The sequence below is a fragment of the Nocardia pseudobrasiliensis NBRC 108224 genome, assembly GCF_001613105.1.
In the GTDB taxonomy this organism is placed as follows: domain Bacteria; phylum Actinomycetota; class Actinomycetes; order Mycobacteriales; family Mycobacteriaceae; genus Nocardia; species Nocardia pseudobrasiliensis.
On the sequence record NZ_BDBS01000024.1, the window covers coordinates 40,867 to 66,219 of the forward strand.

25 protein-coding genes are annotated in these 25,353 nt (G+C 64.8%); 21 read left to right on the top strand and 4 right to left on the bottom strand.

Going from position 1 to position 25,353, the window contains the following annotated elements:
* The first annotated feature begins 719 nt into the window (after positions 1–719).
* A complete protein-coding gene (locus tag NP4_RS20130; RefSeq protein WP_067999953.1) occupies positions 720–1,520 on the top strand; it encodes an exonuclease domain-containing protein in 801 nt (266 codons plus the stop codon).
* 192 nt (positions 1,521–1,712) lie between these two features.
* Here the strand turns inward: NP4_RS20130 and NP4_RS20135 are convergent, their stop codons facing one another.
* From NP4_RS20135 to NP4_RS20150, 4 genes are all read right to left on the bottom strand, one after another.
* On the bottom strand, positions 1,713–1,952 hold the full coding sequence (locus NP4_RS20135; RefSeq protein WP_067999955.1) for a hypothetical protein: 240 nt from the start codon (positions 1,950–1,952) through the stop codon (positions 1,713–1,715).
* A complete protein-coding gene (locus tag NP4_RS20140) occupies positions 1,949–2,407 on the bottom strand; it encodes a hypothetical protein (protein WP_147287952.1) in 459 nt (152 codons plus the stop codon). The genes NP4_RS20135 and NP4_RS20140 overlap by 4 nt, the downstream gene beginning before the upstream one ends.
* A 391-nt stretch (positions 2,408–2,798) precedes the next feature.
* Positions 2,799–4,298: a hypothetical protein gene (locus tag NP4_RS20145; protein WP_245997845.1), complete on the bottom strand. Its 1,500-nt coding sequence runs from the start codon at positions 4,296–4,298 to the stop codon at positions 2,799–2,801.
* A gap of 442 nt (positions 4,299–4,740) precedes the next feature.
* Positions 4,741–5,265, bottom strand: a complete 525-nt coding sequence (locus NP4_RS20150) for an XRE family transcriptional regulator (protein ID WP_067999960.1) — start codon at positions 5,263–5,265, stop codon at positions 4,741–4,743.
* Positions 5,266–5,891: 626 nt separating this feature from the next.
* Between NP4_RS20150 and NP4_RS43395 the strand changes: the two genes are divergently transcribed.
* From NP4_RS43395 to NP4_RS20250, 20 genes are all read left to right on the top strand, one after another.
* The gene (locus NP4_RS43395) at positions 5,892–6,134 is read left to right on the top strand and encodes an HNH endonuclease (protein WP_373863853.1); all 243 of its coding nucleotides are present in this window, start codon (positions 5,892–5,894) and stop codon (positions 6,132–6,134) included.
* A gap of 291 nt (positions 6,135–6,425) precedes the next feature.
* Positions 6,426–6,896, top strand: coding sequence for a phage terminase small subunit (locus NP4_RS20160; RefSeq protein ID WP_067999965.1), 471 nt, complete (start codon positions 6,426–6,428; stop codon positions 6,894–6,896).
* A 21-nt stretch (positions 6,897–6,917) separates the two neighbouring features.
* Positions 6,918–8,639 carry a terminase large subunit domain-containing protein gene (locus NP4_RS20165; protein ID WP_067999967.1) on the top strand — a complete coding sequence of 574 codons (1,722 nt, stop codon included), beginning with the start codon at positions 6,918–6,920 and terminating at the stop codon, positions 8,637–8,639.
* A 20-nt stretch (positions 8,640–8,659) separates the two neighbouring features.
* A complete protein-coding gene (locus tag NP4_RS20170; protein WP_067999968.1) occupies positions 8,660–10,177 on the top strand; it encodes a phage portal protein in 1,518 nt (505 codons plus the stop codon).
* On the top strand, positions 10,174–10,494 hold the full coding sequence (locus NP4_RS20175) for a WDGH domain-containing protein (protein WP_067999970.1): 321 nt from the start codon (positions 10,174–10,176) through the stop codon (positions 10,492–10,494). The genes NP4_RS20170 and NP4_RS20175 overlap by 4 nt, the downstream gene beginning before the upstream one ends.
* Positions 10,494–11,513, top strand: a complete 1,020-nt coding sequence (locus NP4_RS20180) for a hypothetical protein (RefSeq protein ID WP_067999972.1) — start codon at positions 10,494–10,496, stop codon at positions 11,511–11,513. Before NP4_RS20175 ends, NP4_RS20180 begins: the two co-directional genes overlap by 1 nt.
* A gap of 107 nt (positions 11,514–11,620) precedes the next feature.
* Complete coding sequence (locus NP4_RS20185; RefSeq protein WP_067999974.1) at positions 11,621–12,271, top strand: hypothetical protein; 651 nt, start codon at positions 11,621–11,623, stop codon at positions 12,269–12,271.
* Positions 12,272–12,286: 15 nt separating this feature from the next.
* Positions 12,287–12,682, top strand: a complete 396-nt coding sequence (locus tag NP4_RS20190; protein ID WP_067999976.1) for a head decoration protein — start codon at positions 12,287–12,289, stop codon at positions 12,680–12,682.
* Between the two features lie 53 nt (positions 12,683–12,735).
* Entirely contained in the window at positions 12,736–13,770 is a 1,035-nt protein-coding gene (locus tag NP4_RS20195) for a major capsid protein (protein ID WP_067999978.1), read from the top strand.
* A gap of 11 nt (positions 13,771–13,781) precedes the next feature.
* On the top strand, positions 13,782–13,991 hold the full coding sequence (locus NP4_RS20200) for a hypothetical protein (protein WP_067999980.1): 210 nt from the start codon (positions 13,782–13,784) through the stop codon (positions 13,989–13,991).
* Between the two features lie 9 nt (positions 13,992–14,000).
* On the top strand, positions 14,001–14,378 hold the full coding sequence (locus tag NP4_RS20205) for a Gp19/Gp15/Gp42 family protein (RefSeq protein ID WP_147287953.1): 378 nt from the start codon (positions 14,001–14,003) through the stop codon (positions 14,376–14,378).
* The gene (locus tag NP4_RS20210; RefSeq protein ID WP_147287954.1) at positions 14,375–14,725 is read left to right on the top strand and encodes a hypothetical protein; all 351 of its coding nucleotides are present in this window, start codon (positions 14,375–14,377) and stop codon (positions 14,723–14,725) included. Before NP4_RS20205 ends, NP4_RS20210 begins: the two co-directional genes overlap by 4 nt.
* An 8-nt stretch (positions 14,726–14,733) precedes the next feature.
* The gene (locus tag NP4_RS20215; protein WP_067999988.1) at positions 14,734–15,198 is read left to right on the top strand and encodes an HK97 gp10 family phage protein; all 465 of its coding nucleotides are present in this window, start codon (positions 14,734–14,736) and stop codon (positions 15,196–15,198) included.
* A complete protein-coding gene (locus NP4_RS20220; protein ID WP_147287955.1) occupies positions 15,195–15,578 on the top strand; it encodes a phage tail termination protein in 384 nt (127 codons plus the stop codon). Before NP4_RS20215 ends, NP4_RS20220 begins: the two co-directional genes overlap by 4 nt.
* A gap of 6 nt (positions 15,579–15,584) precedes the next feature.
* Positions 15,585–15,950, top strand: coding sequence for an endonuclease VII domain-containing protein (locus tag NP4_RS20225; protein ID WP_082876039.1), 366 nt, complete (start codon positions 15,585–15,587; stop codon positions 15,948–15,950).
* 15 nt (positions 15,951–15,965) lie between these two features.
* On the top strand, positions 15,966–16,628 hold the full coding sequence (locus NP4_RS20230; protein ID WP_067999992.1) for a phage tail tube protein: 663 nt from the start codon (positions 15,966–15,968) through the stop codon (positions 16,626–16,628).
* A 26-nt stretch (positions 16,629–16,654) separates the two neighbouring features.
* On the top strand, positions 16,655–16,846 hold the full coding sequence (locus NP4_RS20235) for a hypothetical protein (RefSeq protein ID WP_067999994.1): 192 nt from the start codon (positions 16,655–16,657) through the stop codon (positions 16,844–16,846).
* A gap of 37 nt (positions 16,847–16,883) precedes the next feature.
* Positions 16,884–17,279 (top strand): hypothetical protein, encoded by a 396-nt coding sequence (locus NP4_RS20240; RefSeq protein ID WP_067999999.1) that lies wholly within the window; start codon positions 16,884–16,886, stop codon positions 17,277–17,279.
* Positions 17,280–17,329: 50 nt separating this feature from the next.
* Positions 17,330–17,740 (top strand): hypothetical protein, encoded by a 411-nt coding sequence (locus tag NP4_RS20245; RefSeq protein ID WP_068000001.1) that lies wholly within the window; start codon positions 17,330–17,332, stop codon positions 17,738–17,740.
* Between the two features lie 38 nt (positions 17,741–17,778).
* Complete coding sequence (locus tag NP4_RS20250; RefSeq protein WP_068000003.1) at positions 17,779–25,353, top strand: transglycosylase SLT domain-containing protein; 7,575 nt, start codon at positions 17,779–17,781, stop codon at positions 25,351–25,353.

The window sequence follows — 25,353 nt, forward strand, 5'->3', positions numbered from 1 at the left end:
CAGCGACAGCGACACCGAGCAGACTTCCAACACCGGGCAGCAACATGACCGTTCCTTTCGGTTGACTGTGAATAGGTAGGTAGTGCTTTCAGGGCCGCGCAGTCGATTACAGAACCGCCACCACAGATCCGAGCAGAAGACCAGCGAAAGTCACCACAGCAGCGACAGCGACGCCGAGCAGACTTCCGACACCGGGCAGCAACATGACAGGTCCTTTCGTAGGCGAATTGCAGTGCGAACGTTGAAGCAGGCACACGACACAGCAGGTGCGTGGCCTGGGGAAACGTGAATGCGAACTACGAACGTCTTCCGCGATCAGATAATCGCGACCGCGGCACCCAGTAGGACGCCGACGAAAGCCGACACTGCGGCAACGGCGACACCAGCAATACTTCCAACGACGGGCAGCAACATGGAGCGTGTCCTTTCTGATGGTCCGGTATTCCGGTGCGGTGCTTCGTAATCCATGTCTACCCAGGCTTCTGAATTCATAACCACACAGACGCGCAATATTTTTCGCGCCCCGCACACCGGGTCATTTCCGGCATTTCGCTCGAATCAGGGTCGCGGTAGTCAGCGCCGACTTATGCCGAGTGCATGGCCGGGCAACTGTAAATCCAAGCCAGGACCACCCAACGCGCCGGTTATGGTTCATAGGCTATTGGGTTCCGACCGGGCATTCACCCGTCGAACCGACGTCGGATCGGAAGGCAATCACGATGACCGACCGCCCCTGGATCGAGCGTCCCCTCGGCGGCTTCGACCTCGAAACCACAAGCCCCGACCCCGAATCCGCACGGATCGTGTCGGCCTGCCTGGTACTGATCGAACCAACCGGCCCCCGCCTGCGAACCTGGCTACTCAATCCCGGCATCGACATCCCCGCCGAAGCCGCAGCCATACACGGCATCACCACCGAACAAGCCCGCACCGAAGGAACCGACTACGCGAGCGGATACCGCGACATACGCCGAGAACTCTGCCGCGCGTGGGAAAACGGCTACGCGATCGCCATGTACAACGGCGCCTACGACTGCACCGTAATGGACCGACAAGGCCGCGCACTCGACTGGCCCGCCCTCCACGTCGGCCTCACCGTGGACCCGTACGTCATCGACCGCGCCGTCGACCCGGACCGACCCGGCCCCCGACGCCTGGACGCCACCATCGCCCACTACGGCCTCCCCATGGGAGACGCACACACCGCCGACGCCGACGCACTGGCAGCCGCCCGCCTGGCCTGGCTCCTCGGCCGCCGCCACCCCCGGATCGGCGCCCTCACCCCCGAACAGCTGATGAACGCCCAAACCGACTGGCACCAAACCCATTCCGACAACTATCGCGACTGGGCCACCCGCAAAGCCGCCGAACTCCGCGACCAGGCCACCGCACTACAGCACCGAGCCACCGAACTGACCACCCGCGCCGCCCACACCGACGGCAGCTGGCCCCTCCGAAGGGTGTTCAAACATCGTGACAACCACCTCCAGCCCACTAACCTCGAAACCGTGGGCACGTAATCAAGCGTCCCGCAGGCACTTTCGCCTAGGGAACCCGCTGGTGGTAAGCGGGACAACTGAATACACAACTGAATACCCGCCGGTGACGATCTGAAGTCCCGGCACCCCGGCTCGAGCCTCGCGGATCCGCGCCGAGCCAACCCCGCCCCGGGCGCACGTAATGTCCTTTCCGTGCGCCCGGGGCGGATTCAGTTATCGCCGCATCGATGGCTGACGCCGCAATTCCTCGAGACTCAACACCGGCCCACCAATCGGGGTCTCGGCCCGCCCGCACTCGATCGCGGCCGCAATCTCGACATCGGTCAGCCCATGCAGATAACCGCAGCCGACCGCCGCCTGAGCAGCACCCGCATCACCATTGCGAACCGCGTCGGCGACAGCTCGCAGCAATACCACGACCTGCTGCGGACCCGGTCTGACGAACAGACTCATCCCTGTCGCCCGGCACCAGCGAACGAATCCAGACAAGCCACCGCCCGACTGTGGGCCAGGGCGACCCGTTCTCGAACATCGGGATCACCCGCGATCATCTCGGCCGCCTCCCAATGAGTCATCAACTGCGGGCAGTACAGCGCGCCGTCATCGATCAGATCACGGCCCCAGTGCGCCCGGTATTCCCAGACGCCCTGGTGCGCGCCACCGATCGCCCCACCTCGGAAATGTCCGATCCGCCAGATCAGCCCACCGATCTCGATCTCGTACCAACGCGAATCGTCTACGCGCGCAACCGCTGTCGCCTCACGCTCAACACGCGCCCTGGCGCTATCGAGCACGGCCGTTCCGGAAACCCCGAGCCGCTCAGCGTATTTCGCGATATCGACAATCATATCGCCCACCGCCTCACCAAGCCGCTCCCGCCCGTCGCTGTTGCTCGCGGCGTCGGCCAACCACAGCAACACATCCTCCCGGCTCCCAGCGTGACCAGTGAGGGCGGCGTATTCGATAACCGCCGCGACCGCGCCCTTCTTACCACGGCATCGACCGCAAACACAGAAGTTGGACAGTGCCACCTCGACACGATTCGTCTTCTTCGTTCGGAAATTCCACGCCATTTCTACTATCTCCATCTACCAGATGCGCCCATCTGGCGCTTTCCTATGAGCAACTTATCGATATGAGAATGCGGCGCAGCGAGTATTTACACCCCACGCAACCGCTGAAAGCACGGCTGCGGGCGGATTCGCCCGCACCCCTCGGTACGATGGGCGAGGGCTCGGATCATCTAAGCCATGATCCGAGCCCTCTACCGTCTACCGCCGGTCACAACCGGTCACGCGCTCACTCTCGCCAGTGAATCGCGCCCTGCACCCGCGCCAGGTTCGGCTTCGAGCAGAGCCGATGCAGCGTACCGAGCCCACGCTGTACCGCCTCGGCATCCGCGACCGGGATGTTCTGGAACAACACAAGCTGCTTCGCGTCGGTCAACGGATTCGACAACCGCTTCGTGAGAAACCGGTTGTAGTACCGCCGCTCCCGAGTGAACACGTCCTCCGCACTCACCGGCATCAATACACTGTCCTGACCAATACCCGCCTCGATCGAATTCACGGCGAACGCACTGAGCAACTCATCAATGGTCAGATACGCATACGTCTCGCGCCCTTCCCGAGTAAGCCACGATTCCCACACCGGCGCGCAATCTCGATCATCCCGCTCGGCCGATGCCAGGAATGCCATCAATGACACATCCGACATCGCGTCGAACAGATCCCCGTCGATGACGTAGTGATCGGTGAACCGTTCACTCACTGCCAACAGATTCGCCCTCTGTGCCGACGACATCCAGCCCGAATCGCTCAGCGAGTAATGAACACGTTTGTGACCGAACCGAAAATCGATCCAATCCTGCGACAGCGGACCGTCCACGCTCGGATGGAAACCGAGCACACCCGACCGCCACACGTGATCACGGAAGGTGATGTAATGCCGCTGCACCTCGCGAAACACGCCGATCGGCGCTTCGATCACCGCACAGACCCGCGTATCCACCTCGGCGAGCGGCACAATCCGCGAATTCTGCCGCACCACAACCTCATCGGCGTGATGGTGATAGGGATGCGCACCCGTCGCCAGGTAATGCGGCAGGAACATCCGCAGGAATTGCAACCACGCTTGCCTGCTGTACGACTGCACCACACGCTCATGCAGACTCGGTGCATCGACCGCGTACACATCGCGATACACGAAGTAGCCGTACGGCTGGATGACAGTCGGCAGAATCCGCATCATCGAATGCAGTCCCGTATACGCGTCCCCGTACGAGTAGATCTCATGCAACAGCGCCGACGCCGAGACCATATCGACCGGTTCATCCAACAGTGACGCGATGTCCTGCGCCCACCCGTGAACGAGCGCACTGGAACCGATCGTATTGAACCGATCCATCGCGGTGAGCAGCGATTGCGAGACCACACCGGGTGCTTCGATCAAGGTCAGCCGCGCCGTCCGCGACCCTTCCACCAGTCGATCGGTCAAGTATTCGACTGCCGCACCGCCACCCGGGCCGATCTCGACGATATGCGGGACATCATTCTCGATCCGACTCAATGCCCGATGGACAAGCATTCCTTTCTCGTCGCCGTGATCGTTGGTGGCGACATCCAGATACACCGTCCCCGACTTCTGTTCCTGCGCAAACTGATTAGCTGCCCCGTTCATGGGGTGCCTCCTCATGAGTGAGTGGTGAGAGTTGGTCGAATCGACCTGGAACCTTCGGGAGAGCCGCGCGACCGCCACGGAAGTGGCGGATTGCGTTGTCGCGGTGCGTAGTTCGTTCACCCGATCCCCGTCGCCGCTCCGGTCGGTGCGGCGATGACACAAAGCTAGGGGACAAGATTGGCACACGTCAACTGTGAGTGATTTTGAAAAGGGTAGAGGATCCTGCGCGCGTTATCAGGCGGTGCGGGCCATCGCCAAATCATGTCGCTGACCTGCGCAAATAAGGTGATGTGACGTGCGACACATACATCGCTTCGGGGGCGAAATCATCGCGAAACCAGGGTCATCCGGTGCATGGACTCGCGCCGAACGGGCGGGCAAAACGGTTGCCGCGCGGTCGAATTCGCGCGCCTGGATGCGGCTCGCACCTTGCTGGTTCGAGGGGTGGGGGGGAGACCTCCCCCGCGCCCGCGAGCGCGTAGCGCATGACTCGGGTGATCGCTGGATGTACGGGTTCTCGGGGGCTTCTGGGTTGGCCCCCGGTCAAAGCGTCACGGTGACGCTATGTCTGACGCGCTGGTTCCGCGATGATGTCCACAGTCAGGCCGAACTTCGGTGCGAAGTCGACCAGGGAGTCCAGTCGAAAGAGGTTGGGGCGCCGTGACTTCAGCTTCGAGACGGTGGTGCGAGGGAGTCCGACGCTGTCGCCGAGAGCGCCTTGGGTGAGCGGTGAGCGATCGACCGCGACCGCAATCGCGAGGCCGAGCTCGCGGCTCATGTACCCGCTGTCGGTGTAATCGGTGTCGGCGCTTCGGTTTCGAGCTTCCAGCCAGGCGGGATCGTCGATGGAGTGCGGCTCGGTGTCCGCTCCCTCCAGGCTCATCCTTACGGTCAGGCCGAAGGGGGCGCAGTAGTTCACAAGCCGCTCGAGTGAGAAGCGGGTGACGTTCCGATCCGCGAGCCGACCGACCTCATGTCGATCAATGCCCGTGTCGAGGGCGATCTCCTGAATCTGCTCATCCTTGGCCTCGATGGCGTCTGCTATCGCATCGATCAGCTTGGTGCGAAGTTCGAGGCTGGTGGGCATGTGGATGAGTGTACCGACACTGTCTCATTCACCGCAGGCGGCGTACATGTCACGCCGTCTATATCCCATGGGATGCATGGTACGGTTGGTGAGCGCCACTGTTCATGCCGCAACCCCCTGCGCCCGTGGGTTTTTCAACGGGTGGGACGCCTGACCCGCGTTGCCGTCGTGCCGTCAGAGGGCCATTCGCTTTCGTTCCCGATTCAGGGAGTCCACCTGGTAAAGGCAGACTCGGGCAGGGGCGGCCGTGGTTGGTCGCAGTGGCTTCCTGGAGTGACCCAGTCCTGGGGCTCCGAGTAATTTCCGTGGGCCCGTTGTCCGACGAAGCGATCCGATCCGACCGACCGGGCGTGTGCACGTGGGGTGATCCGTAGCCGAGCGGTTACGGGGTTACCCTGCCTGGCTCCCCTTCACGCTCTCTCCCGAGCGGGAGGGCCTGGTTGGCGAGGTGGTTGATCTTGATAGATGGAAGCCGCTGAGTATCAATGGGATTCGAACAATTGATCTGGTTGCGGCCATAGGGCGCTGGGAGAATCGGTGGAGGTGCTTCAGGTGGTGGTGTCGTGACGTGGGGTTCCGGCGGTACGCGTGCGGTGAGTGCGCTGCATCGGCGGAATCGGCCGTTGGTGTTGGCGCGGGACGGATTTCAGTGTCGGCTTCGGTTTTCGGGGTGCGCGGGTGATGCGGTCGAAGTGGACCACATCGTGAACCATGCGCGGGGTGGGTCGGATGAGATCGACAACCTCCAGGCGGTGTGCGCGCCATGTCATCGGAAGAAGACCGGATCGGAGTCCGCGCAGGCGCGGGCCGAGGTGAAACATGCGGCACGGCATCCGAATTCGTTGTTGAAGCACCCCGGATACAAGTGAGGTAGCAATGTCGGTCGATGTTGACAATGTGATCGTCGTGGGCCAGGCCCTGGTCACGGTTCTCGGTGTGATCGTGAAGGTCCTGCCGATCGTGCTGGGCTGGTTCTGATCATCTTGCACCCACCCGCGGTATCGATACCGTGGGTGGGTGGCAGGGGTGCGTCTGCCTGCCCGCGTGTGCGATGCGGGTGAGAACAACGCGCGAGATTTGAATGCCGGTGTATCGCAATGTGATCCGTCAGGGGCCCTGTTGTGTCCGGCGAGCGGACCCGACACGGGAGTGACTTGGATATGGCTGGACGTAGGAGTGGTCCGCCGCCGAAATCGCCGGAGGAGCGGGCGCGACGCAATGTCGATCCGCTGGTCGGCGCGGATGGGTGGACCGAGATCGGTTCGACGCCGTTCACGGGTGAGGTGCCCGAGATCCCCGAGTGGATCGAGGTGGGGCCGACGGGTCGCGCTGTCTACGAACATCTTTCGCGGTTACCGCAGGCGGCGATGTACGGCCCGGGTACCTGGTTTCAGTTGCATATGACGCTCCCGCTCATCGAGCGGTATCTGACGCGTCCGGGTTCGGAGAACTACAAGGCCATCACGACGACTCTCGGAGCGGCGCTGCGCCTTACCGAGGACGATCTGGCGCGCGCCCGGGTGCGGGTCGCGGCGCCGGTGACCGAGGAGGACGCCTCGCCCGAGCAGCGGGCCCGCAGTGCGCGGGTGGCGTCGCTGGCGGATCGTCGCAAGCGGCTGATGGCTGGTTGATGGCCGAGGACCGGAGCCGCGATGCCGGTTGAAGTCGTCAAGCCTCGCCGTTCCTCGCGCAGTTGTTCGCTGGGTTGGCTGGCGATCAATTGGATCGAGAGTTTGGTTGTGCACGGCGCGGGTGACGTGGTCGGTATGCCGGTGGAGCTGATCGATGATCAGGCCGCGTTTCTGCTCGACACGTATGCCCTTGCCGCGCCCGGTGAGCCGGATGAGGGTCGACGCTTGGTCGACGAGGTGTTGATGCTGGCTCCCAAGGGTGCGGACAAGTCCGGTCTCGCCGCGCGAATGCTGATGTGGGAGGCCATCGGGCCGTCGCGATTCGACGGGTGGGCCAAGGGTGGTGAGGTCTATCGGGATCCGTGGGGCCTCGGCTTCGAATACGAATTCCAGCCGGGTGAGCCGCTCGGGCGTCCGGTGGACAATCCGTTCATCCGGTGCCTGGCGACGGCGGCGGATCAGTCGTCGAATACCTATGAATCCATCCTGTACAACTTCCGTGACGGTCCACTGTCGGAGGCGATGCGTCGCCGGGACAATGCCGGTATCACGCGGATCGTGCTGCCCGAGGGCGGGGAGATCATCCCGTCGACCGCGTCGGGCTCGTCGAAGGATGGTGGCCGCGAGACCGCGGCGAATGCGGACGAGACCCATCTGTATGTGCTGCCCGAGTTGAAGAATATGTTCCGGGTGGTGAACCGCAATCTGCGCAAGCGTGCGAAATTCGCTGAGCCGCTGATGATTGCGACGTCGACCTACTACGATCCCGCCGACGGGTCGATCTGTCAGGAGCAGCACGAGCTGGCGCTGAAGATCCGGGCGGGAAAGGTCAAGAACGACCGGTTGCTGCTGCACTATCGGTACGGCGATATCGAGCCCGCCGATCTGGGCGATACTCCGAAGCTGCGCGCGGCGCTGGCGGAGGCCTATGGCGGCGCGGCGAAGTGGATGGATCTGGATGCGCTGGTCACCGAGGTGCAGGATCCGCGTAATCCGGTCGAGGCGTCGTATCGGTACTTTCTGAATTCACCGTCGACGGCGTCGAATGCGTGGTTGTCGCCCTGGGAATGGGCGCGCTGCGGACCGATCGACGATGATCTCGACACGCACCGGCGGATCGAGCCGGGTGATGTGATCGTGCTGGGTTTCGACGGTTCTCGTAAACGCAAGCGCGGCATTACCGATTCGACGGCTCTGATCGGTTGTCGGGTGTCGGACGGTTGTTTGTTCGAGGTCAAGGTGTGGGAGCAGCCGCCGGGGCATCATCCCGATGGCTGGGAGGTCGATACGACCGCGGTCGACGCGGCGGTCGAGCAGGCGTTTCGCACCTACAACGTCGTCGGTTTCTACGCCGATCCGGCGCTGTGGGAAACCTATGTAGCCAAGTGGGAGGCGAAGTACGGGGCGAGATTGCTGGTGAAGTCCACGCAGCCGCATCCGATCGAATGGTGGATGACCGGCGCGCGGGCATTCAAAACCGTTGAGGCGCTGCGCAAGTTCCAGGACGCGGTGCTCGATGGCGAGCTGTGTCACGACGGTTCGCCGATCCTTACCCAGCATGTACTCAATGCGCGGCGGTTCGCTTCCACCAAGGGTGTGCAGATTCGCAAGGAGCATCCGGATTCGGCGAACAAGATCGATGCCGCCGTCGCGGCCACGCTGGCGTGGCAGGCCCGGCTCGACGCGGTCGCCAAGGGTATCGGCGGGAAGAAGCGCAAACGGATCGCGGTTCGAGTCCGCTAGAGCGAAAGAACAACTGAACAATGGCTGGTCAGCAGCAGAAACAGCAGCCGCCCGAGTGGTGGTTCGAGTATTTGATGAAGCGGTTCAACGAGAAGCTGGAGCGTAAGCCGCGGGTTGTGACCTCCCATACGCCCACGACGCGGCGGGAACGGTTGGCGCTGCTGTGGTCGTATTACATCGGCGACGCGCCGTTGCCGTACATCAATGAGAAGTATCGCGAGACGTTCCGGGAGCTACTGCGTAAGGCGCGCCCCAATTACGCGATGATGGCGATCGACGCGATGGCCGATCGTTCGGTGCTCAAGGGCATCTACACCGATCCGGACAAGGATCTGGACGGCGACGATATCGCGCGCAATGTGATGAATGTGTCGGGTTTCGCCGCGCTGCAACGGGATATGCAGACCTACCTGTACACGCTGGGTGAAAGCTACGTCACCATCGTGCCGCCGCTGCCGGGCGCCGCGGCGGGGTCGGTGCCGATGCTGCTGGCCGAGGATCCGCGGTTCTGTGTGGGTGAGGTGGATCCGTTGAATCCGCGGCATCTGGTCGCATTCGTGAAGGTGTTCAACGACAAGATCAATAATCGGCAGCAGGCGATTCTGTTCGTCCCGGGGCAGCAGCACACCTTCGTCCGCGAGCCCGGCCAGTTCACCGAGCAGTTCACCCTCGACCAGTGGACCAAGACCGATTCGGCGAGCCTGTCCGGGCTGGACGATTTCGGCGGCGTGCCGGTGGTGAAGTTCACCAACAAGATGGGGCTGGGGGAGTTCGAACCGTATATCGATCTGCTGGATCGCATCTCCGACGGCATTCTGAACCGGATGGTCATCACCTGGTATCAGTCCTTCAAGCAGCGGGCCATCAAAGGCGATCTGGATGGCGGCGCGGATTTCAGCGACGATTCCGATTCGCTGATCAGAGATCTGTCCGACGCGCATCTGTCGGATGTATTCGAGGCCGATCCGGGCAGTCTGTGGATTGTGCCGCCGGATGTGGAGTTCTGGGAATCCAGTGCCACCGATCTGCAGCCGCTGCTGCTGGCGGTGCGTGATGACGTAAAGGAATTCGCCTCGTGCACAAGGATTCCCATGCACATGATGGCTCCGGATGGCGCCAATCAGACCGCCGAGGGTGCGGCGATGGCCCGCGAGGGGTTGACCGACAAGATCGAGGATCGGCAGAGCCGTCAGGACCCGCAGTGGATTCTGCTGTGGCAGATGGTGTTCGGGTTGTCCGGACAGGCGGGGCGGACGGCGAATGTGCGGATCCAGTGGGGGCCGACCGAACGGGTTCCGATGGCGTCGCGGACCGATGCGGCGAGTAAGACGCGTGGGATTCTGTCGCGCAAGCGGCAGGTGGTGGACATTCTGGGCTTCGACCCGGTGGTCGCGAAGTTGAACGAGACCGAACTGCTGGAAGAGGCCATGGCCTCCGAATCCGCCGCGTCGCCGCTGCCCGATCTGTCGGCCGGTGCCGCGCCGACCGTGGAGAATCCGGGGGCCGAGGACGAGCAGACGGTGGAGACGGCCCGATGATCTCCGACGGCCACCACACCTTCGCCGAGCTCTACGAATACCGAATGCTGTACAACGCGCTGCTGTTCAACGAATGGGCGGCCACGGGCAGCCACGATGTGCACAAGAGTCTGCGCCACAGCGACGGCGAATTATGTCTGGGCGGTGGCTGGTTCATTGTCGTGGCCACCTTGCCGGGCGGCCAGATCAGCAACCACTACCCCGTCGAGCATTGGGGCAAGTTCCGAATCCCGCCGCGGGATGTGGCCGCCGAATGGGACGGGCACACCTGCGGCGACGCGGCCGCGCGAATGACCCGACTGCTGACGGCGGCGTGATGCTGGCGGGTCTGCTGCTGTCGCATTCGCGACGCAGACATCTGCTCCTGTTGGACGCGCAGGATCGGGTTCAGGCGCGCTGGCGAATGACCGATCCGTCCGACGGCTTCGCGGTAGAAGCATTTTCGCACGACGCCGCGCGAGTATCGATCGCGACTCAACGCCGCGCGGTCTCGCTGGTGTCGGCGGTCCAGCGCCGCTACCTGCACGAAATGGGTACCGAAATAGGCGATTTCATACCCGAGGTGCCCGACGAGGTACGCCTGTACTCCACCACCCGACCCTACCGATACGCCGAGCCGAGACTGGTTCGCACGAGTGCCGGTGTGTCACAGCGCCTGCCGGTGACCGAGGTATGGAACCGGCCGGCGCGGCGCTACCGGCGGATGCTGGAGGATGGCCGCGACCCGAACGAAGCTCTGGACGTCACCGCCGCCCGTGTGAAAATGGAACTGGCTATGAACGTCGCCCTAGCAGAGCGGGAGGCGGAATCGCAGATCATCGGTCGTGCGGGCAGGGTCGATCCGGAGGTGATCGGCTGGCGGCGAGTAATTCGCCCCGAGCTCGCCAGGACCGGGAGTTGCGGATTGTGCGTCGCCGCGTCGGATCGGATCTATCGAACCGACGAGTTGAAGCCGCTGCACACCGGGTGCAACTGCGCCGTGCTGCCGGTGAAGCACGGTTCGGATCCGGGGCGCTCGCTCAATCGCGAGGACCTCGACCGGATCTACGGCGATGCGGGCGGTACGGCGGCAGAACTGTTGCACCGCACCAAATATCGCGTCGACGAGCACGGCGAACTGCAGGCGCTGCTGGTACCCGTCCGCCGCGGCGAACCGGTGCCACGGTTGCGAGGCGCGATCGCCGACGACGCGACGCCGAATACGCACAGGCAGTTGTCGATCATGCGGAAACTGCTGGCGGCGACGCAGCGCGAGGGGCTGGCCGCCGATGATCCGCGGCTGTTGTGGCAGCGGGGGCAGGTGCGGCGCTATGAGCGCATCGTATCGGCGGCGTAGAGACTTCCCACCCCGATTCGGGGGCGGACGAGCAGGGCCGAACCCGGCATGGGCGAGACCTGACTGAAATACCGAATTCATTACCCGGCAAGGGATCACAACTGACTATGAGCAACCAGCACGCCGCAATCGAGGACACCGTCACCGAGGCCGAGGATTTCGTCGACGGCGACGAGGCCACCGACGCCGCGGGGGAGCAGGAGCTGAACCGCTACGGCTACCCCGACGCCACCCCGTTGACCGAGATGAGCATCGAACAGCAGGCGGCGTACTGGAAGCACAAGGCGCGCGTGCACGAACAGCGGTCCAAGTCCAAGCAGGCCGGTCACACCCCCGAAGAGGTGCAGGCCCTGCGTGAGGAGCTCGAAGCGCTGCGCAGCGCACAGCTGTCGGAATCCGAACGCGCACACGCCGACGCGGTCGAAACGGCCCGCATCGCCGGTCGCGATGAGGCCCGCGCGCAGCTGATGCCGCTGGTTCAGGAGGCGCAGCTGCGCGGTTACGCCTCCACCGTGATCAAGGGCGCCCGCCTGGACGGCTGGGTCGCGACGGTCAACGTGACCGCGTTCTGCGCCGAGGACGGCAGTGTCGACGGCGCGAAGGTGGTCGAACACCTGCGGACCCAGTACGGCGAGGAACCCGCGACGCCGAGCACCTACCCGAACTTCGGGCAGGGATCGTCCGGCGCGCATCCGGAGAAGTCGACCAAGTCCGACGGCCTGGCCGAGGCGCGACGCCGATTCACCAAGGCCGCCTAACTGTTTGGAGCATCCATGAGCAATATCGCAACCCGCGTCACCGGCACCTACAGCGGTGATTCGCGGGCATTCGTCTACGCCGACGTCTCCGGCCAGCCCGGGCGCGCGTCGGTGACGCTGGATATGAGCAAGTTCACCGCGGCCCAGCTGGCCGCCGGCTCGCTGCCCTCGGGCATCGTGCTGGGCAAGATCGACGCCACCGGCCTGTACGGGCCCTACGATCCCGCCGCGACCGACGGCCGCAAGGTTCCGGCCGGATTCCTGTGGAATGCGTTCACCCCCACGGGAACTCAGGAGGCCGCGCCGCTGTGGTTCGGCCCGGGTGCGATCAAGGAGAGCAAGCTGCCGACCGGCTCGGGCCTGGATGCGGGGGCGAAGACCGCGCTCGGCGCCTGGTTCAAGTTCTTCTGAACCGAATCCGCTTCTCCCACCATCGAATTGACAACTGAATACAGAGGCCACGAATGACTCTAGTCTTCGACGCCCCGGTCCATCCGGACTCGGCGACCGTCTTTGCCCGTGAAGTGCCGCTGCCCGCCGACCACAAGCTGGTCAACTTCCTGCCCGATGTGCTCGTGCAGGAACAGACCGTCCGGCTGGTCAACGCCACCCGCGTCAACCGCACCGCGTCGTTCCGCTCCTTCGACGGCAATATCCCGCAGCTCGAGCGCGATTACGTCGATACCCGCGAGGTGGACCTGCTGCCCATCAGCGTGCAGGGCATGAAGGGCGAACTCGAGCGGTTGCAGCTCGAACGCGCCCGGCAGAAGGGCGGTTCGCTGGCGGCGATCACCACCGCCATCTACGACGACATCACCCTGGCGGTCCGCGCGATCCGCAACCGCATCGAGGTGGCCCGCGGGGAGCTGCTGCACTCGGGCAAGATCCAGCTCAATGGCGAGAACGGCCTGTATTTGAACGCCGATTTCGGTGTTCCCGCAGACCATTTCGTCACCGCGGCCAAGCCGTGGTCGGATCCGGCCGCGACCATCGTGTCGGATCTGGCGGCCTGGGTCGACAAGTACACCCAGGACACCGGTTACGCGCCGGGCGGCATGATCATCAGCCGCAAGACCGCGTCGCTGCTGCAGCGCAACGCCGAATTCCGCACCTACGCGGCCAGTCTTGCGGGCACCCCGCAGCTGGTGTCGCGCAGCATGGTGAACAACATCCTCGACGACTTCAACCTCCCGGCCATCGCCGAGGTCTACGACACGGTCATCCGCGTCGACGGGGTCGACAAGCGCGTGATCCCCGAGGGCAAGGTCATCTTCGTGCCCCCGACCAACACGCTCGGCTCGGTGAAGTGGGGTATCACCGCCACCGCGCTCGAGCTGGTCAATGCCGCGCAGTCGGATATGAGCTTCGCCGACGCGCCGGGCCTGACGGGGGTGGTGGTCAAGAGCGGCCCGCCGTTCAAGGAGACCACCGTGGTCGACGCGCTGTGCCTGCCGGTCCTCGAGGACCCCAAGGCGCTGTTCGTCGCCACCATCGGCTGATCGGCAGCGCAGTGGCACAACTGATTTCGTATGTCTGCGTGCGCGACGCGGACGGCGCGGACCAATGGTTCGGGCCCGGCGACGCGGTGCCGGAGTGGGCGGTCGCGCAGATCGCCAACCCCGCCGCCTGGGATGGCGCTGTGGCATCCGCTGCCGCAGAACAGGAAGCGGGTTCCGGGCCGAAACGTCGTCCCCGCAAAGCCGCCACCGAGGGGGCCTAGCCGGTGGGTGTGTTCGCCACGCGTGCGGATCTGCTCGCCTCCTACGAAGGTGAGCTGACCGAACGCCAGATCGTCTGGGCGGAAACCAAGATCGTCGAGGCCGAGGCGCTGCTGATGACGCAGGTACCGCGGCTGGCCGTCGATCCGGCGACCCTGCCCGCGCTGGTGAAGGCCAACGCCACCCGCGCGGTCTGCGCGGCCGTGCTGCGCGTGGTGCGCAACCCCGCCGGTGTCGCCTACCAGGCCGCCGGCGGGTACACCACGCGACTGTCCGACAAGGCGTCGACCGGCGAATTGTTCTTCACCCCAGAGGAACTCGCGCCGCTGCGCAAACGCCGCCGCCGCTACGGAGTCGTAGGAATCGCGCCGGTGCGGTGGTCGGCATGATGCTGCCCACTCCACACGGCGAGACCGTGACCGTGTGGCGGCGTCCGGCCCGCGACCGGTTCGGCGACACCTCCTACGTCGAGCACCACGAAATCCGCTGTGCCGTCATTGATTTCGGCGACCAGGACGAACCCAACGCCAACGGCGTCGCGACCTCGAACCGGGAAATGGCCCGCTACGACGCGACGGCGTACGTGCCCGTCGGATCCGACGTGCTGGCGAACGACCTGATCGAGCTGGCCGACGGGGAGAAATACCACGTCATCGGGCGGCCGCAGCGGCCCAAGCATCCGGTGACGGGATGGACACCCGGGGTGATCGTCCGGTTGCGGCGGATCGAGGGATAGAGGCACCGATGATGTACCGCTTCGGCGCGCTGGTCTGGTACGGCGAGCAGGACCGCGCCCCCTCGGGCGCTCCGACCAACCCCGCGCTGGCCACGGTCGCCAGTAGTCCGCACATGGCCGCGGGCCTGTACGGCATCGCGCGCGAGGCCAGAGCGCTGTGGGCCGCTCGCGTCCCGCACCGGACCGGGAACCTGGCCAGCTCCACCAGCATCTACCCCGAACCGCTGAAAACCGTCGGTTCCGACGGCCGCCGCATCGCGGTCTCGTTCGACGCCCGCGCCGACTACGCCGCGGCGGTCGAATTCGGTCGCAAAAACCTTGCCACCCACGGCAATCGACGCCCGCCGGTGCGGACCCGTGTCAAACCCGGCCAGTTCCCGCCCCGCGTGGGCGGCCGCCACGTCCTCGGCGGCGACAACCGGCGGCTGCGATCGGTGGTCACCGATATCGAGCGCCTGTACGGCGGTCGATGATGGCCACCTTCCCCGACGCCGAAATCGTCCTGCTGGCCCTGCTCGACGACCTGGGCTGGACGTGCACCGCGCTGCCCGACCCCGCCGAATGGCCCACACTCATGCCGATCATCGCCGTGAACCGCATCGGCGGCGGCTGCCGCGACGGCATCACCGATCGCGCGCTGATGTCGGTGGTCGTCGTCGCCGACACCCGCGCCAAGGCCTGGGCCAGCGCGCACAGGGTCCGCGAACGCATCCTGTCCGCCGGGGCGACCAAGGCCGGTGGCGTGCTGATCGACTACACCGACGAGGAAGTCGGCAACACCCAGGAACCGGACCTGAACAGCGACAACAGATTCGTCGAATCCACCTATTGGATCAGCTTCCGCGCCCGGTAGAGACCCGTGATCACACAACTTCATACCTGCACCGGCTGCCGGAAAGCCCGGCCCGCCAACGAGTTCCACCGTAATGCGAGCAAACGCGACGGTATCGAACGGCGCTGCCGCGACTGCGCCGCCGATCGTAAACTTCAGGGCCGCTACGGCATAACGCGCGACGGCTATCGGCGACTGTTCGCCGATCAGGGCGGCGTGTGCGCGATCTGCGCCGAACCCGCCGAGGACGTGCCGCTGGTCGTCGACCACCAGCACGGCAGCGGTCAGGTGCGCGGACTGCTGTGCCACGGCTGCAATACCGGCATCGGACTGCTCAAAGACAATCCGGCGACGCTGTTGCGCGCCGCCGCCTACCTCGGAATACACAACTGAAAAGGGAGTCACCCCATGGTGGATACCGCCGCCCTGCGCAATCTTCAGCAGAGCCTGATCCGCAAGCCCCTCGCCGGCGCTGTCCTGCTGGCCCCGCTGTCGACGAATCTGCCCGCCGCGTTCACCGCCGGTGAGACCGCCGATCTGATCGACCTCAAGACCACCGGCTTCACCTCGCTGGGCCACGTCGCCAAGGACGGCGCTCCGGCGTTCACGCCCGAGACCGAGACCTCCGAGGTGGAGAGCTGGGGGCTACTGGAATCCGCGCGCACCGATATCACCAAGCGCAACACCAAGATCACCTGGACCGGGCAGGAAACCCACAAGGCGAATCTGGAGCTGTACCACAACCGGGACCTGTCGACGGTCACCTACGACAAGGTCACCGGCGAGACCTCCTTCGCCGACCCGACCGAACCGTCGCTCATGTACCACCGCGCGCTGTTCGTCGGCATCGACGGCGCGGGCGCGGACACCATCTACGTGATCAAGGTCGTGCCGAAGCTGACCATCGTCGAGGTCGCCGAACAGTCCTGGAAGCAGGACGAGGCGCTGTCCTACCAGTTCACCGCCCGCGCGAAGCTGGACGACAAGCTGGGTTACGCGATCAAGACCGTCTTCGGCGGCCCGGGCTGGAAGAAGATCGCCGCGGCCGCGGGCTTCTCCGCCTCGGTCTGACCCAACCCGCCGAAAGGTTTTCGCATATGTCCGCCACCATCATGATCTCGCCCGACAACGTCGAGGTCACCGCGCACAGCGCCGCCGAGATCAATAATCTGGCGTGCTCGGGCTATGTCCGCAAGAGTGGTACCAGCGCGGTCGCCCAGCCCGTCGAGGCCGACACCGAATCCGGTGACCGCAAGCCCAAGCCCGTCCTCCGCCCTGCCGGAAAGTAACGGGCGCAACACAACTCAATACCGGGAGTCGAGCACCATGGCCGCTGCGGCGAAAAGCACGCAGAAGAAGACCGTCGAATCCAAATGGGCGCGTCTGGTCCGCGAAGCGAAAAAGGACCTCAACCCGCCCAAGCCCTATGAATTCGACGCCTACGAGCCGCCGGTGCTCATCTCCCCGCCCGTCGGCATCGAACGCACCCTCATGCTGGCCCGCCTCGCCGACTCCGCGGGCATGGTCTCCGGCGAGGACCTGCCCGACATGATCGAGGCCCTGGTCGGCGAGGACGCCTTTCCCAAGGTGTGGGCCGTGCTGCGCGACGAGCCGATCGAGGTCACCCTGGCGCTGATCGACGACCTCAACCGCCACTTCAACGGTGGCGCCGACGCGGGCGCAGAGGAACTGCCGGGGGGCGAGTCGGCCTCGCAGTCCTGATCGAACGGCACTGCGAGGCCATCGAGTGGGATCTGCACGCCTACTGGGGCGTGGACCTACTCGATTTCTTCCGCGGCAGCCTGCCGTGGACCAAACTCTGGCGGTTCCTCGCCCAGGTCCCCGACGGCTCGCGCTACCGCGCCTCCCAGGCCATGGACCTCGACCTCGCCGAACACATCCTCGAAGTCGAGGATGAAACCGGCGGCGTGGCAGCGCAATCCGCCGACGAGGGCCCGATACTGCGGTCCTCGGCGGGCTACGACCTCAACGTCCAGGTGCTGATGACCATCGCGGACCTGATCCAGCAGCTCAACGCCACGCTGATCGCGGTCAACCTGCCGCCGGACAAGTCCCCGCCCAAGATCCATCCCCTGCCGCGGCCGGTATCCGCGGTCGAGGTCGTGCGCGCCCGACGTGAGCGCGCCGACCTCGCCACTCAACTCGAGGTTTTCGGCATCTGAACCGTTCCGCCTGACCTTCCGACCCAAAGGTTCGACACATGTCCTATATCGCTGGCCATATCAAGATCACCGTCAGCCCGGACATGAGCGGTTTCACCGAAGCCGTCGAGCGGGAATTCCGCAAAACCAGAAGCGATTCCGCCGCCGACAACGCCCGCGACGACAAAGCCGCCGTAGAACGCGGCCGGGCGCGCGGTAAAGCCGAAGGCGTCGCGCACGGCAAGGCATTCCAGGACGCCTCCGACCAACACACCCGCCCCGGCCGCGGCCGCGGAATGAACGAGCGGCTCGCCGACTACGAAAAAGAACTGCGCGAGCGCCGCAAGATCCGCCGCAAGATCGAAGACGACGACGAGCCCGTCCGGCAGCGCTCCCGCGCCGCCAAAAAAGACGCCGACTGGCTCGACGACGAAATCCGCAAGGAAGAGTCCGCGCGGCTGCGGCGCAATCGCACTCGCCAGGCCCGGCAGGAACGCGAGGCCGAGAACGACGCCAAACGCGCCGCCCAGCATGCCGAAAAACTCGCCCGCAACAGTGATCTCACCGCGCGCACCGCCCGCGAACGGCAACAGATCGCCGACGCACTCAACCCCGCGGGCCGAAACGCCCGAGGACGTCTGCGCGGATACACGCGGCACGTCCAGGAACAGATCCTCTCCGCGGGGCAGCTCACCCAATTCAGCAACAAACAGGCCGACGCCTGGCGCAAGGCCGCGGCCGCCCAGGACCGTGCGTCGGCCGACTACGCCAAAGCCGTGCAGGCCTCACGAAAAGCCGATCGCGATGTCGACAACGCCATCGACGACCTGGCCCAGCAGCGCGCCACCAATGCGTCGAGGCGGCAGGTCGGTCGGGCCGAGAATCGGCTCGACAATGCGCTGGACAATCAGCGGCTTGCCAATGACCGCAAGGCTGTTGCAAAGGATGCGGTCACTCGGGCTCGGGCGGAGGCCGATCGGGCGGGGAGTGAGTTCCGGTCCGCGCACGCACTGTCGTCCTACGATCAGACGCGACTCGACGCGATCGTCAGAAATGTCACCGCGCAGGCCCGCCAACGCCGCGACTTCAACTCCGGCACAGCCGATTCCGATTCCAATGTCATCGGCATCGCCAACCGCAACGCCGATCTGCTCAAACGCCGAGGCGCGAACCGCAACGATCAGAACGCCGCGCAGACCGCCATTGCCGCTGCCGCCGAACTGGACAGCGCCGAACGCAAGGTGTCCCAAGCGGAGATCGAACGGACCCGCGCGCAGGAACGGCTCACCCGTGCCGCGGTCGCCAAACACCAGGCCGACGCGCAGTCGATCACCGACGCCACCCGCCTGGCCGCGATCAACAACGAACTCACCAACGCCATGCGCGCCCGCGATATCGCCGAGGCGCGCGTCTCCACGACGAAGCACTACCGCGACGTCGCGGCCACCCGATACCAGGGCGCCGACAGATCGCTGCGAGATCGCGAAAACGTCAGCCCCGTACTCCGGGCAATGGAACGCGTCGGCTCCGGACTCGAAAGCCGTTGGGGCGCACTCAACGACAAGCTGATCTACATGGGCCGCTACCTGTCCTCGGTCGGGCAGATCGCGATGTCCTCCGCGGCCGCGCTGGCTGCCTTCGGCGCGGTCAACCTGCTGCCGCTGATCTCGTCACTGGGCCAGGCCCTCGCTGCGCTGTCCTCGCTCCCCGCGGTGATCGTCGCGGCGGGAACCGGTATCGCCGCGATCGCCGTTGGCGGGCACGGCCTGTTCTCCACACTCAAAGCCGCGGGCCAGGCCAGCAAATCAGCGACCGCCGACGCCGAGTCCGCCGCCGAGAAGCAGACCGACGCCGACCGCCGAGTTCGGGAGTCCGGCGAGAACCTTGCCACCGCGCGCCGCGACGCCGCGCGCACGGCCGCCAGTGGCGTCAGACAGATCGTCGATGCCGAGAAATCCGTCCAGAGCGCCCAGCGCACCAGCGAGGACGCGCAGAAATCACTGACTCGCGCCCGCAAGGACGCCGCGGAGAAGATCAAAGACCTCAACGACGCCCTCAAAGGCAACGCGCTGTCCGAACGCGGCGCGAAACTGTCGGCGCTGCGTGCCGAGAAGAACCTGTGGAAAGTCTCGGCGGATCCGGATTCCGACTGGCTCGACATCGCCGAGGCCGTCCAGGCCCGCGATGAAGCGAACTACAACGTCGAACAGGTCCAGGCGGCCAATCAGAAGAAACTCGAAGCCGCCACCGAGGCCAATGCCAAAGGCGTGGAAGGCGACGACCAGGTCGTCGAGGCCAAACAGGCTCTGATCGACGCCAATTCACGCCTGGCCGAAGCGCAGGAGCGAGTCGGCGAAGTCGTACAGCAGGTCGCCGACGCCAACGACGACGCCAACCGGCGCGCCGAACGAGCGGTCGAGTCCTATAACGACGCCCTGCGCGAACAGCAGAAGGTGCTGGACACACTCGGAAAATCCGGGGCCGCCAAGACCTTCGCCGAGGAATACCGGAAGCTCTCACCCCACGCCCGCGACCTGGTGGACCAGGTGCGATCGCTGGGACCGGAGTGGACCAAACTGCGCACCACCGCCCAGGACGCGCTGACCCGTGGACTCGGCCAGGCATTCACCGACGTCGCCACCAAACAGCTGCCGCTGATGCGCATCGGATTCGCGGCGATCAACAACGAAATCAACGCGGGCCTCAAACAGAGCCTCGCCGTCTTCGGCAGTAATAAAGCCCAGCTGGACTATTCGGCATTCCTGGGCAACACCACCTCCGGATTCCGGAACCTGATGCAGGCCGCCGCGCCCCTCTCCCGAATCTTCATCGACCTGTCCACCGCGGGTTCCGCTGTCCTGCCGCGACTGGGCCAAGCCCTGTCCGACAGCGCATCACGCTGGGCCGACCGTATCGCTGGAGCCCGCGAAACCGGTGAACTGAATGCCGCCATCGACCGCGGCATCGAGAAGATGAAGCAGTTCGGTCACGTCATCGGCAATACCTTCGGCGGCCTGCGCGGCTTCTTCCAAGCCCTGCGCGGCGAAGGCGACGGACTGCTCGCCACCCTGGATCACTCCACCGCGCGATTCGAAGCCTGGACGAAATCCGCCGAGGGCGCGAGCTCGATCCAACGCGTCTTCGCGGCGATCAACGAAAAGGCCGGGCAGGTCTGGTCGATCATCAAGTCGATCGTCTCCTCGGTTGCCTCGATCGTCGCTCCGGTGGCGGACAACTTCGGATTCACCCTGACCGTCGCCGAGAAATTGGCATCGGCGATCGCCAAGATCGTCGATGCCCTCATGTCCTTCGGCCCCACGGCCAAGCTGATCGAGGGCGTACTGACCGTCTTCGCGGCCATGTACACGCTGAGATCTCTGAGCACGGTATTCACAGGTATCAAGTCCGCCGCGATGACGGCCTACACCGGCATCGGTGTGGCGGCAATCAATGCCCGCCAGAACATGACCGGCTACTTTACGGGAATTCGTGAAGAGTCCCGCAGCACCTACCAGCTCATGCGGGGACACCAGGCAGACCACGTCGAAGATGCCAGGGGGCGCTACAGCCAGTTGCAATCGCGGGCCGGCGCAGCCTTCTCCGGTATCCAGACCGCGGCCACCAGCGCTCTCGGCGGCGTTCGCTCGATGACGAGTTCGCTGGTCAGTGCGATGGGCGGCTGGTTCAATGTCGTGGCGATCGCGGGTGTGCTGGCTTTCACGCAGATCTCCAGTGCCATATCCGGTTTCAACGACAAGGTCGCCGCGGCAAAGAAGGATATGCAGGAGGCGCAGCAGTTCGACCTGAAGTTCAAGCTCGACCTGAGCAAGGCGCTCAACAATTCGGACGGCCTGGTCGACGAGCAGGTCAAGGGGGTCATGCTCCAGAAGGTCGAGCAGTATCAGAAGACACTCGACTCCGCGATCTCGAAGAAGACCAGTTTCGCCGACCAATACGGCGAGCAGTGGAAAGACACCGACTGGTGGAATGTCGGTGAGCACCTGATCAATCTGATCGGTGGCGATATGGCCATCGGCGGTCTACTCGGTGGGACGGGTGGAGCTGCTCCGGATTCCTACAAGCTGGACCAGGCCGCCGACGCCGCCAAGGCGGTCAAGGATCGGTTGTCGGATCTGAAGATCACCAATGAAGGCCTGACCTCCGCACTGACCGGTTCGAATATCGAATGGGACAGATTCAAGGTGCGCCTGCTCGACGGCAGTGAGGGCGGCCGAATCGCGGCCGAGCAGTTGCAGAGGACTCGCGACGAGTTCGTCGAATCGCAGAAGACCGCATCGCGGCTGCGTGACACCATCGACGAGTTGAAGTCGAAGAACCTCGAAGCCGCCGATGCGGTCGAGAAACTGACCAGTGTTCTTGCGCGCCAACGCAAGAACAATATGACCCAGGACGACGCGAAGTCCCAGGCCTTCAGCGCGCTGGACGAGCTGAACAACTTCAAGCCGGTCGAGAACGGCGGAACGGTCTTCGAAGGCGACCAGATCAACCTCCGGAGCGAGAACGGCCGACGATACCGCGCTCTGCTGCTGTCGGTCGCGGGTGGCTACGACCAGTTGGCCTCGGCGTCGTATCAGGCTTCATTGAGTGTCAACAACAATGAGGGTGCGGCGGCCGTCGCCGCTCAGAACGCTACGCAGGTGATCACCGACTCGGTGCGGGAACGAATCGCCGCGTACGTGGGCGAGGGTCAGGCACTGGAGAACCTGATCACTCAATATCAGCTGGGTCCGAACAGCCTCCAGCAGCGCATCGATGCCGCGCGCGGCGGTAATCAGGCGGTGGCCACCGCGGTCGATCCGACCGTCCCCGCTTCGGTAGCGAACAACCCGACCCTCGCGGCGTTGTTTCCCGCTCTGGTCCCAGGTGTTCCGCAGAACACCCAGCCGGGCGGCTTGTCCTCACTGTTCCCAAGCCTGCCCGCAACTCAGCCCAATCAAGTCGCGCCACAACCCGCGCCGCAGTCGGCCGTTCAGCAGCCGAATCCCGCGCCCCAGGTGGTTCCCGTTCAGCTGAAGGTGCCCGACTACAGCGGCAGCCTGCAGGCCTACAACGATTACGTCGCCGCTGTCGAGGCGGGCTACAACCAGAAGCTGTTGCCCGCTTTCACCGGATCCATCGATAAGGCGAACGCGCTCGGCACCGCGGTCTCGGGTGCCGCCGATACCGCCAAACCCGCGTTCGAGCTGATCACCGGTTATGTCAACGGTTTGAATATCGTGTTCGGCGACAACCTCGGTGACCAGAACGGTGCGCTGAAAGCGTGGAAGACGCTCTACAACACCATGGGTATCGATATCACCGCGATGTCGGACACCATGTTTCCGAAGCTCGTACAGGCGCTGACCGATCTGGGGAACCAGTTCAACACAACCCAGTCGGGGATCGCGACGAGTTTCGGCGGGATCAAACGCGGCGTCGCCGAACCGATCAACTGGCTGATTCAGAACGTCTTCAACGGCGGTCTGAAAAACGCGTGGAACGCTGTGCGGCAGGTGATTCCGTCGCTGCCGGAGTGGACGGTCACCGTCGAGCCGATCACCGGTTATTACTCCGGCGGTGTCATCCCCGGCTACACCCCGGGGCGTGACACCCAAGTCATCGCGGTCGGCGGCGGCGAGGCCATCCTGCGCCCCGAAGTCGTGCGGGCGATCGGCACCGATTGGGTGCACGGGGTAAATTCGGCGGCGCGGACCGGCGGCGTGGACAAGGTTCAGCAGCAGTTGGGCGGACGATTCGCGGGTGCCTTCGCCGACGGCGGCATCGTGGATACGATGAAATCGGCCATCCAGGAACGCTTCCCGGGAATGCAGCTGACCTCCGGCTACCGCAATGAGCCGGGCAGCTATCACTCTACCGGTCAGGCGGGGGATTTCTCCGACGGCACCGACGACACCCCCGGCATGCAGCGGCTGGCCGCGTGGATCGCGTCGAACTTCCTCGGCTCCACCATGGAGCTGATCCATCAGCCGTTCAATCACAACATCAAGAACCGTGCCTATGTCGGCGACGGCAATTCGGTGTACGGCCCCGCGACGATGGCCGAGCATCGCAATCACGTGCACTGGGCGCTCGCGCAGGCGCTGGGCAGTGCGGCGGGAACCACGATTCCCAATGAGGCGTGGGACGGGTTGTCGGCGGCGATAGGGCAGGTGCAGCAGTTGCTGTGGCAGCCCATGTCGCAGTTGACGGCCTCCATGCCCGATTGGGGTAGCGCGGGGATGGCGCAGATTCCGTCGAAGATGCTCTCGACGGTGATGTCGGCCGTCTCGGAGATGGTCGGCAAGTCCAGTGACGTAGGGCTGACGCCGTTCGATATCTCCGCGGGCGCCGCGCAGTGGCGGCCGAATGTGATTGCCGCACTGGAGCGCGAGGGCTGGGCGGCCGATGAACGCAATATCCGGCTGACGCTGGCGCAGATCCAGTCCGAATCCGCAGGCAATCCGAATATCACCCAGCAGGTCCAGGATGTGAACTCCGGCGGCAATGAGGCCATAGGTCTGCTGCAGGTCACCCCCGGTACCTTCGCCGCCCATCGCAATCCGGCGCTGCCCAACGATCGCACCAACCCGGACGCGAATATCAGTGCGGCGCTGCGGTATTACCGCAGCCGCTACGGCAACGACCTCGGCGCGCAATGGGGTCAGGGACACGGCTACGACCAGGGCGGCTGGCTGCCGCACGGCGGTTGGGGATGGAATCTGTCGGGCAAGGCCGAGCCGGTATTCACCAACGAGCAGTGGCAGCTCATGACCGCGCAGCTGAGTGAGTTAGCCTCTGCGGTACCGGGTTTGGGCAAGATGACGGTGCCGACCGGGCCCGCGGAATTCGTCGACAATCTGCGCAAGGTCGTGGCGGCCGCGGGCAAGGCGATTGCCGATCTGGTCCAGGCGCGCGATGCCGCTACGGCGAAGCTGAACCAGAAGGGCAGTACGCCGCAAACCTCACCGGATGCCAGCGGCGGCGGCACGCAGGCCAAGGTCGATCCGAACACCGTCGATCAGGCCAAGGACGGCCTTGCCACCGGCGAACTCAACACCGACGCGGTGCCCACCGGCAACCGCGACGGCGACATCACCCCGACCAACCCGGACCCGGAATCGGCCGCCACCGGCCTCGCCCAGGGCTCCCCGGCCACGGGTACCGACCAGAGCGACAATTCGGGCACCCTCGGCAACCCGACCCCGGCATCCCCGGGCGACCCCGCGGGTGCGACCCAGCCGCAGAAGAACACCCAGGACGCTGCCGACGAGGCCTACCGCACAGCGGCCATGACCACCCGCGATCCCCAGCACTACCAGCAGATCTGGGATACCGCGGGCAAGAGCTTCCTCAAATCCACCTGGAACCAGTTCACCTCCGACCTGGGCATCACCGGCAACGGCTTCCTCTCCCAGATCGTGTCCGCGGGCCAGAGCTCCGACAACCAGCTCAACCAGGTCATCACCCATGAGCTGAACAAGAACGACACGGTCAAAGCCGTCCAGAAGGCCATCGCCGACGCGCCGCGGGTGGTCGAGGAACACATCCACTATCACGTCACCAATATCGAAGAAGCATTGCGTAAGAACGCGATTCGGCAGCGTCAGAACGCGGCCGCGTTCATCGCGCGCTGA

What these genes read in the sequence shown, in the direction of transcription:
- NP4_RS20240 (WP_067999999.1), top strand. Translation starts at nt 16,884, where the DNA reads ATGGCCGCTGCGGCGAAAAGCACGCAGAAGAAGACCGTCGAATCCAAA.
- NP4_RS20165 (WP_067999967.1), top strand. Translation starts at nt 6,918, where the DNA reads ATGCCGGTTGAAGTCGTCAAGCCTCGCCGTTCCTCGCGCAGTTGTTCG.
- NP4_RS20215 (WP_067999988.1), top strand. Translation starts at nt 14,734, where the DNA reads ATGATGTACCGCTTCGGCGCGCTGGTCTGGTACGGCGAGCAGGACCGC.
- NP4_RS20235 (WP_067999994.1), top strand. Translation starts at nt 16,655, where the DNA reads ATGTCCGCCACCATCATGATCTCGCCCGACAACGTCGAGGTCACCGCG.
- NP4_RS20170 (WP_067999968.1), top strand. Translation starts at nt 8,660, where the DNA reads ATGGCTGGTCAGCAGCAGAAACAGCAGCCGCCCGAGTGGTGGTTCGAG.
- NP4_RS20210 (WP_147287954.1), top strand. Translation starts at nt 14,375, where the DNA reads ATGATGCTGCCCACTCCACACGGCGAGACCGTGACCGTGTGGCGGCGT.
- NP4_RS20190 (WP_067999976.1), top strand. Translation starts at nt 12,287, where the DNA reads ATGAGCAATATCGCAACCCGCGTCACCGGCACCTACAGCGGTGATTCG.
- NP4_RS20185 (WP_067999974.1), top strand. Translation starts at nt 11,621, where the DNA reads ATGAGCAACCAGCACGCCGCAATCGAGGACACCGTCACCGAGGCCGAG.
- NP4_RS20160 (WP_067999965.1), top strand. Translation starts at nt 6,426, where the DNA reads ATGGCTGGACGTAGGAGTGGTCCGCCGCCGAAATCGCCGGAGGAGCGG.
- NP4_RS20175 (WP_067999970.1), top strand. Translation starts at nt 10,174, where the DNA reads ATGATCTCCGACGGCCACCACACCTTCGCCGAGCTCTACGAATACCGA.
- NP4_RS20230 (WP_067999992.1), top strand. Translation starts at nt 15,966, where the DNA reads ATGGTGGATACCGCCGCCCTGCGCAATCTTCAGCAGAGCCTGATCCGC.
- NP4_RS20135 (WP_067999955.1), bottom strand. Translation starts at nt 1,952, where the DNA reads ATGAGTCTGTTCGTCAGACCGGGTCCGCAGCAGGTCGTGGTATTGCTG.
- NP4_RS20150 (WP_067999960.1), bottom strand. Translation starts at nt 5,265, where the DNA reads ATGCCCACCAGCCTCGAACTTCGCACCAAGCTGATCGATGCGATAGCA.
- NP4_RS20180 (WP_067999972.1), top strand. Translation starts at nt 10,494, where the DNA reads ATGCTGGCGGGTCTGCTGCTGTCGCATTCGCGACGCAGACATCTGCTC.
- NP4_RS20220 (WP_147287955.1), top strand. Translation starts at nt 15,195, where the DNA reads ATGATGGCCACCTTCCCCGACGCCGAAATCGTCCTGCTGGCCCTGCTC.
- NP4_RS20250 (WP_068000003.1), top strand. Translation starts at nt 17,779, where the DNA reads ATGTCCTATATCGCTGGCCATATCAAGATCACCGTCAGCCCGGACATG.
- NP4_RS20130 (WP_067999953.1), top strand. Translation starts at nt 720, where the DNA reads ATGACCGACCGCCCCTGGATCGAGCGTCCCCTCGGCGGCTTCGACCTC.
- NP4_RS20195 (WP_067999978.1), top strand. Translation starts at nt 12,736, where the DNA reads ATGACTCTAGTCTTCGACGCCCCGGTCCATCCGGACTCGGCGACCGTC.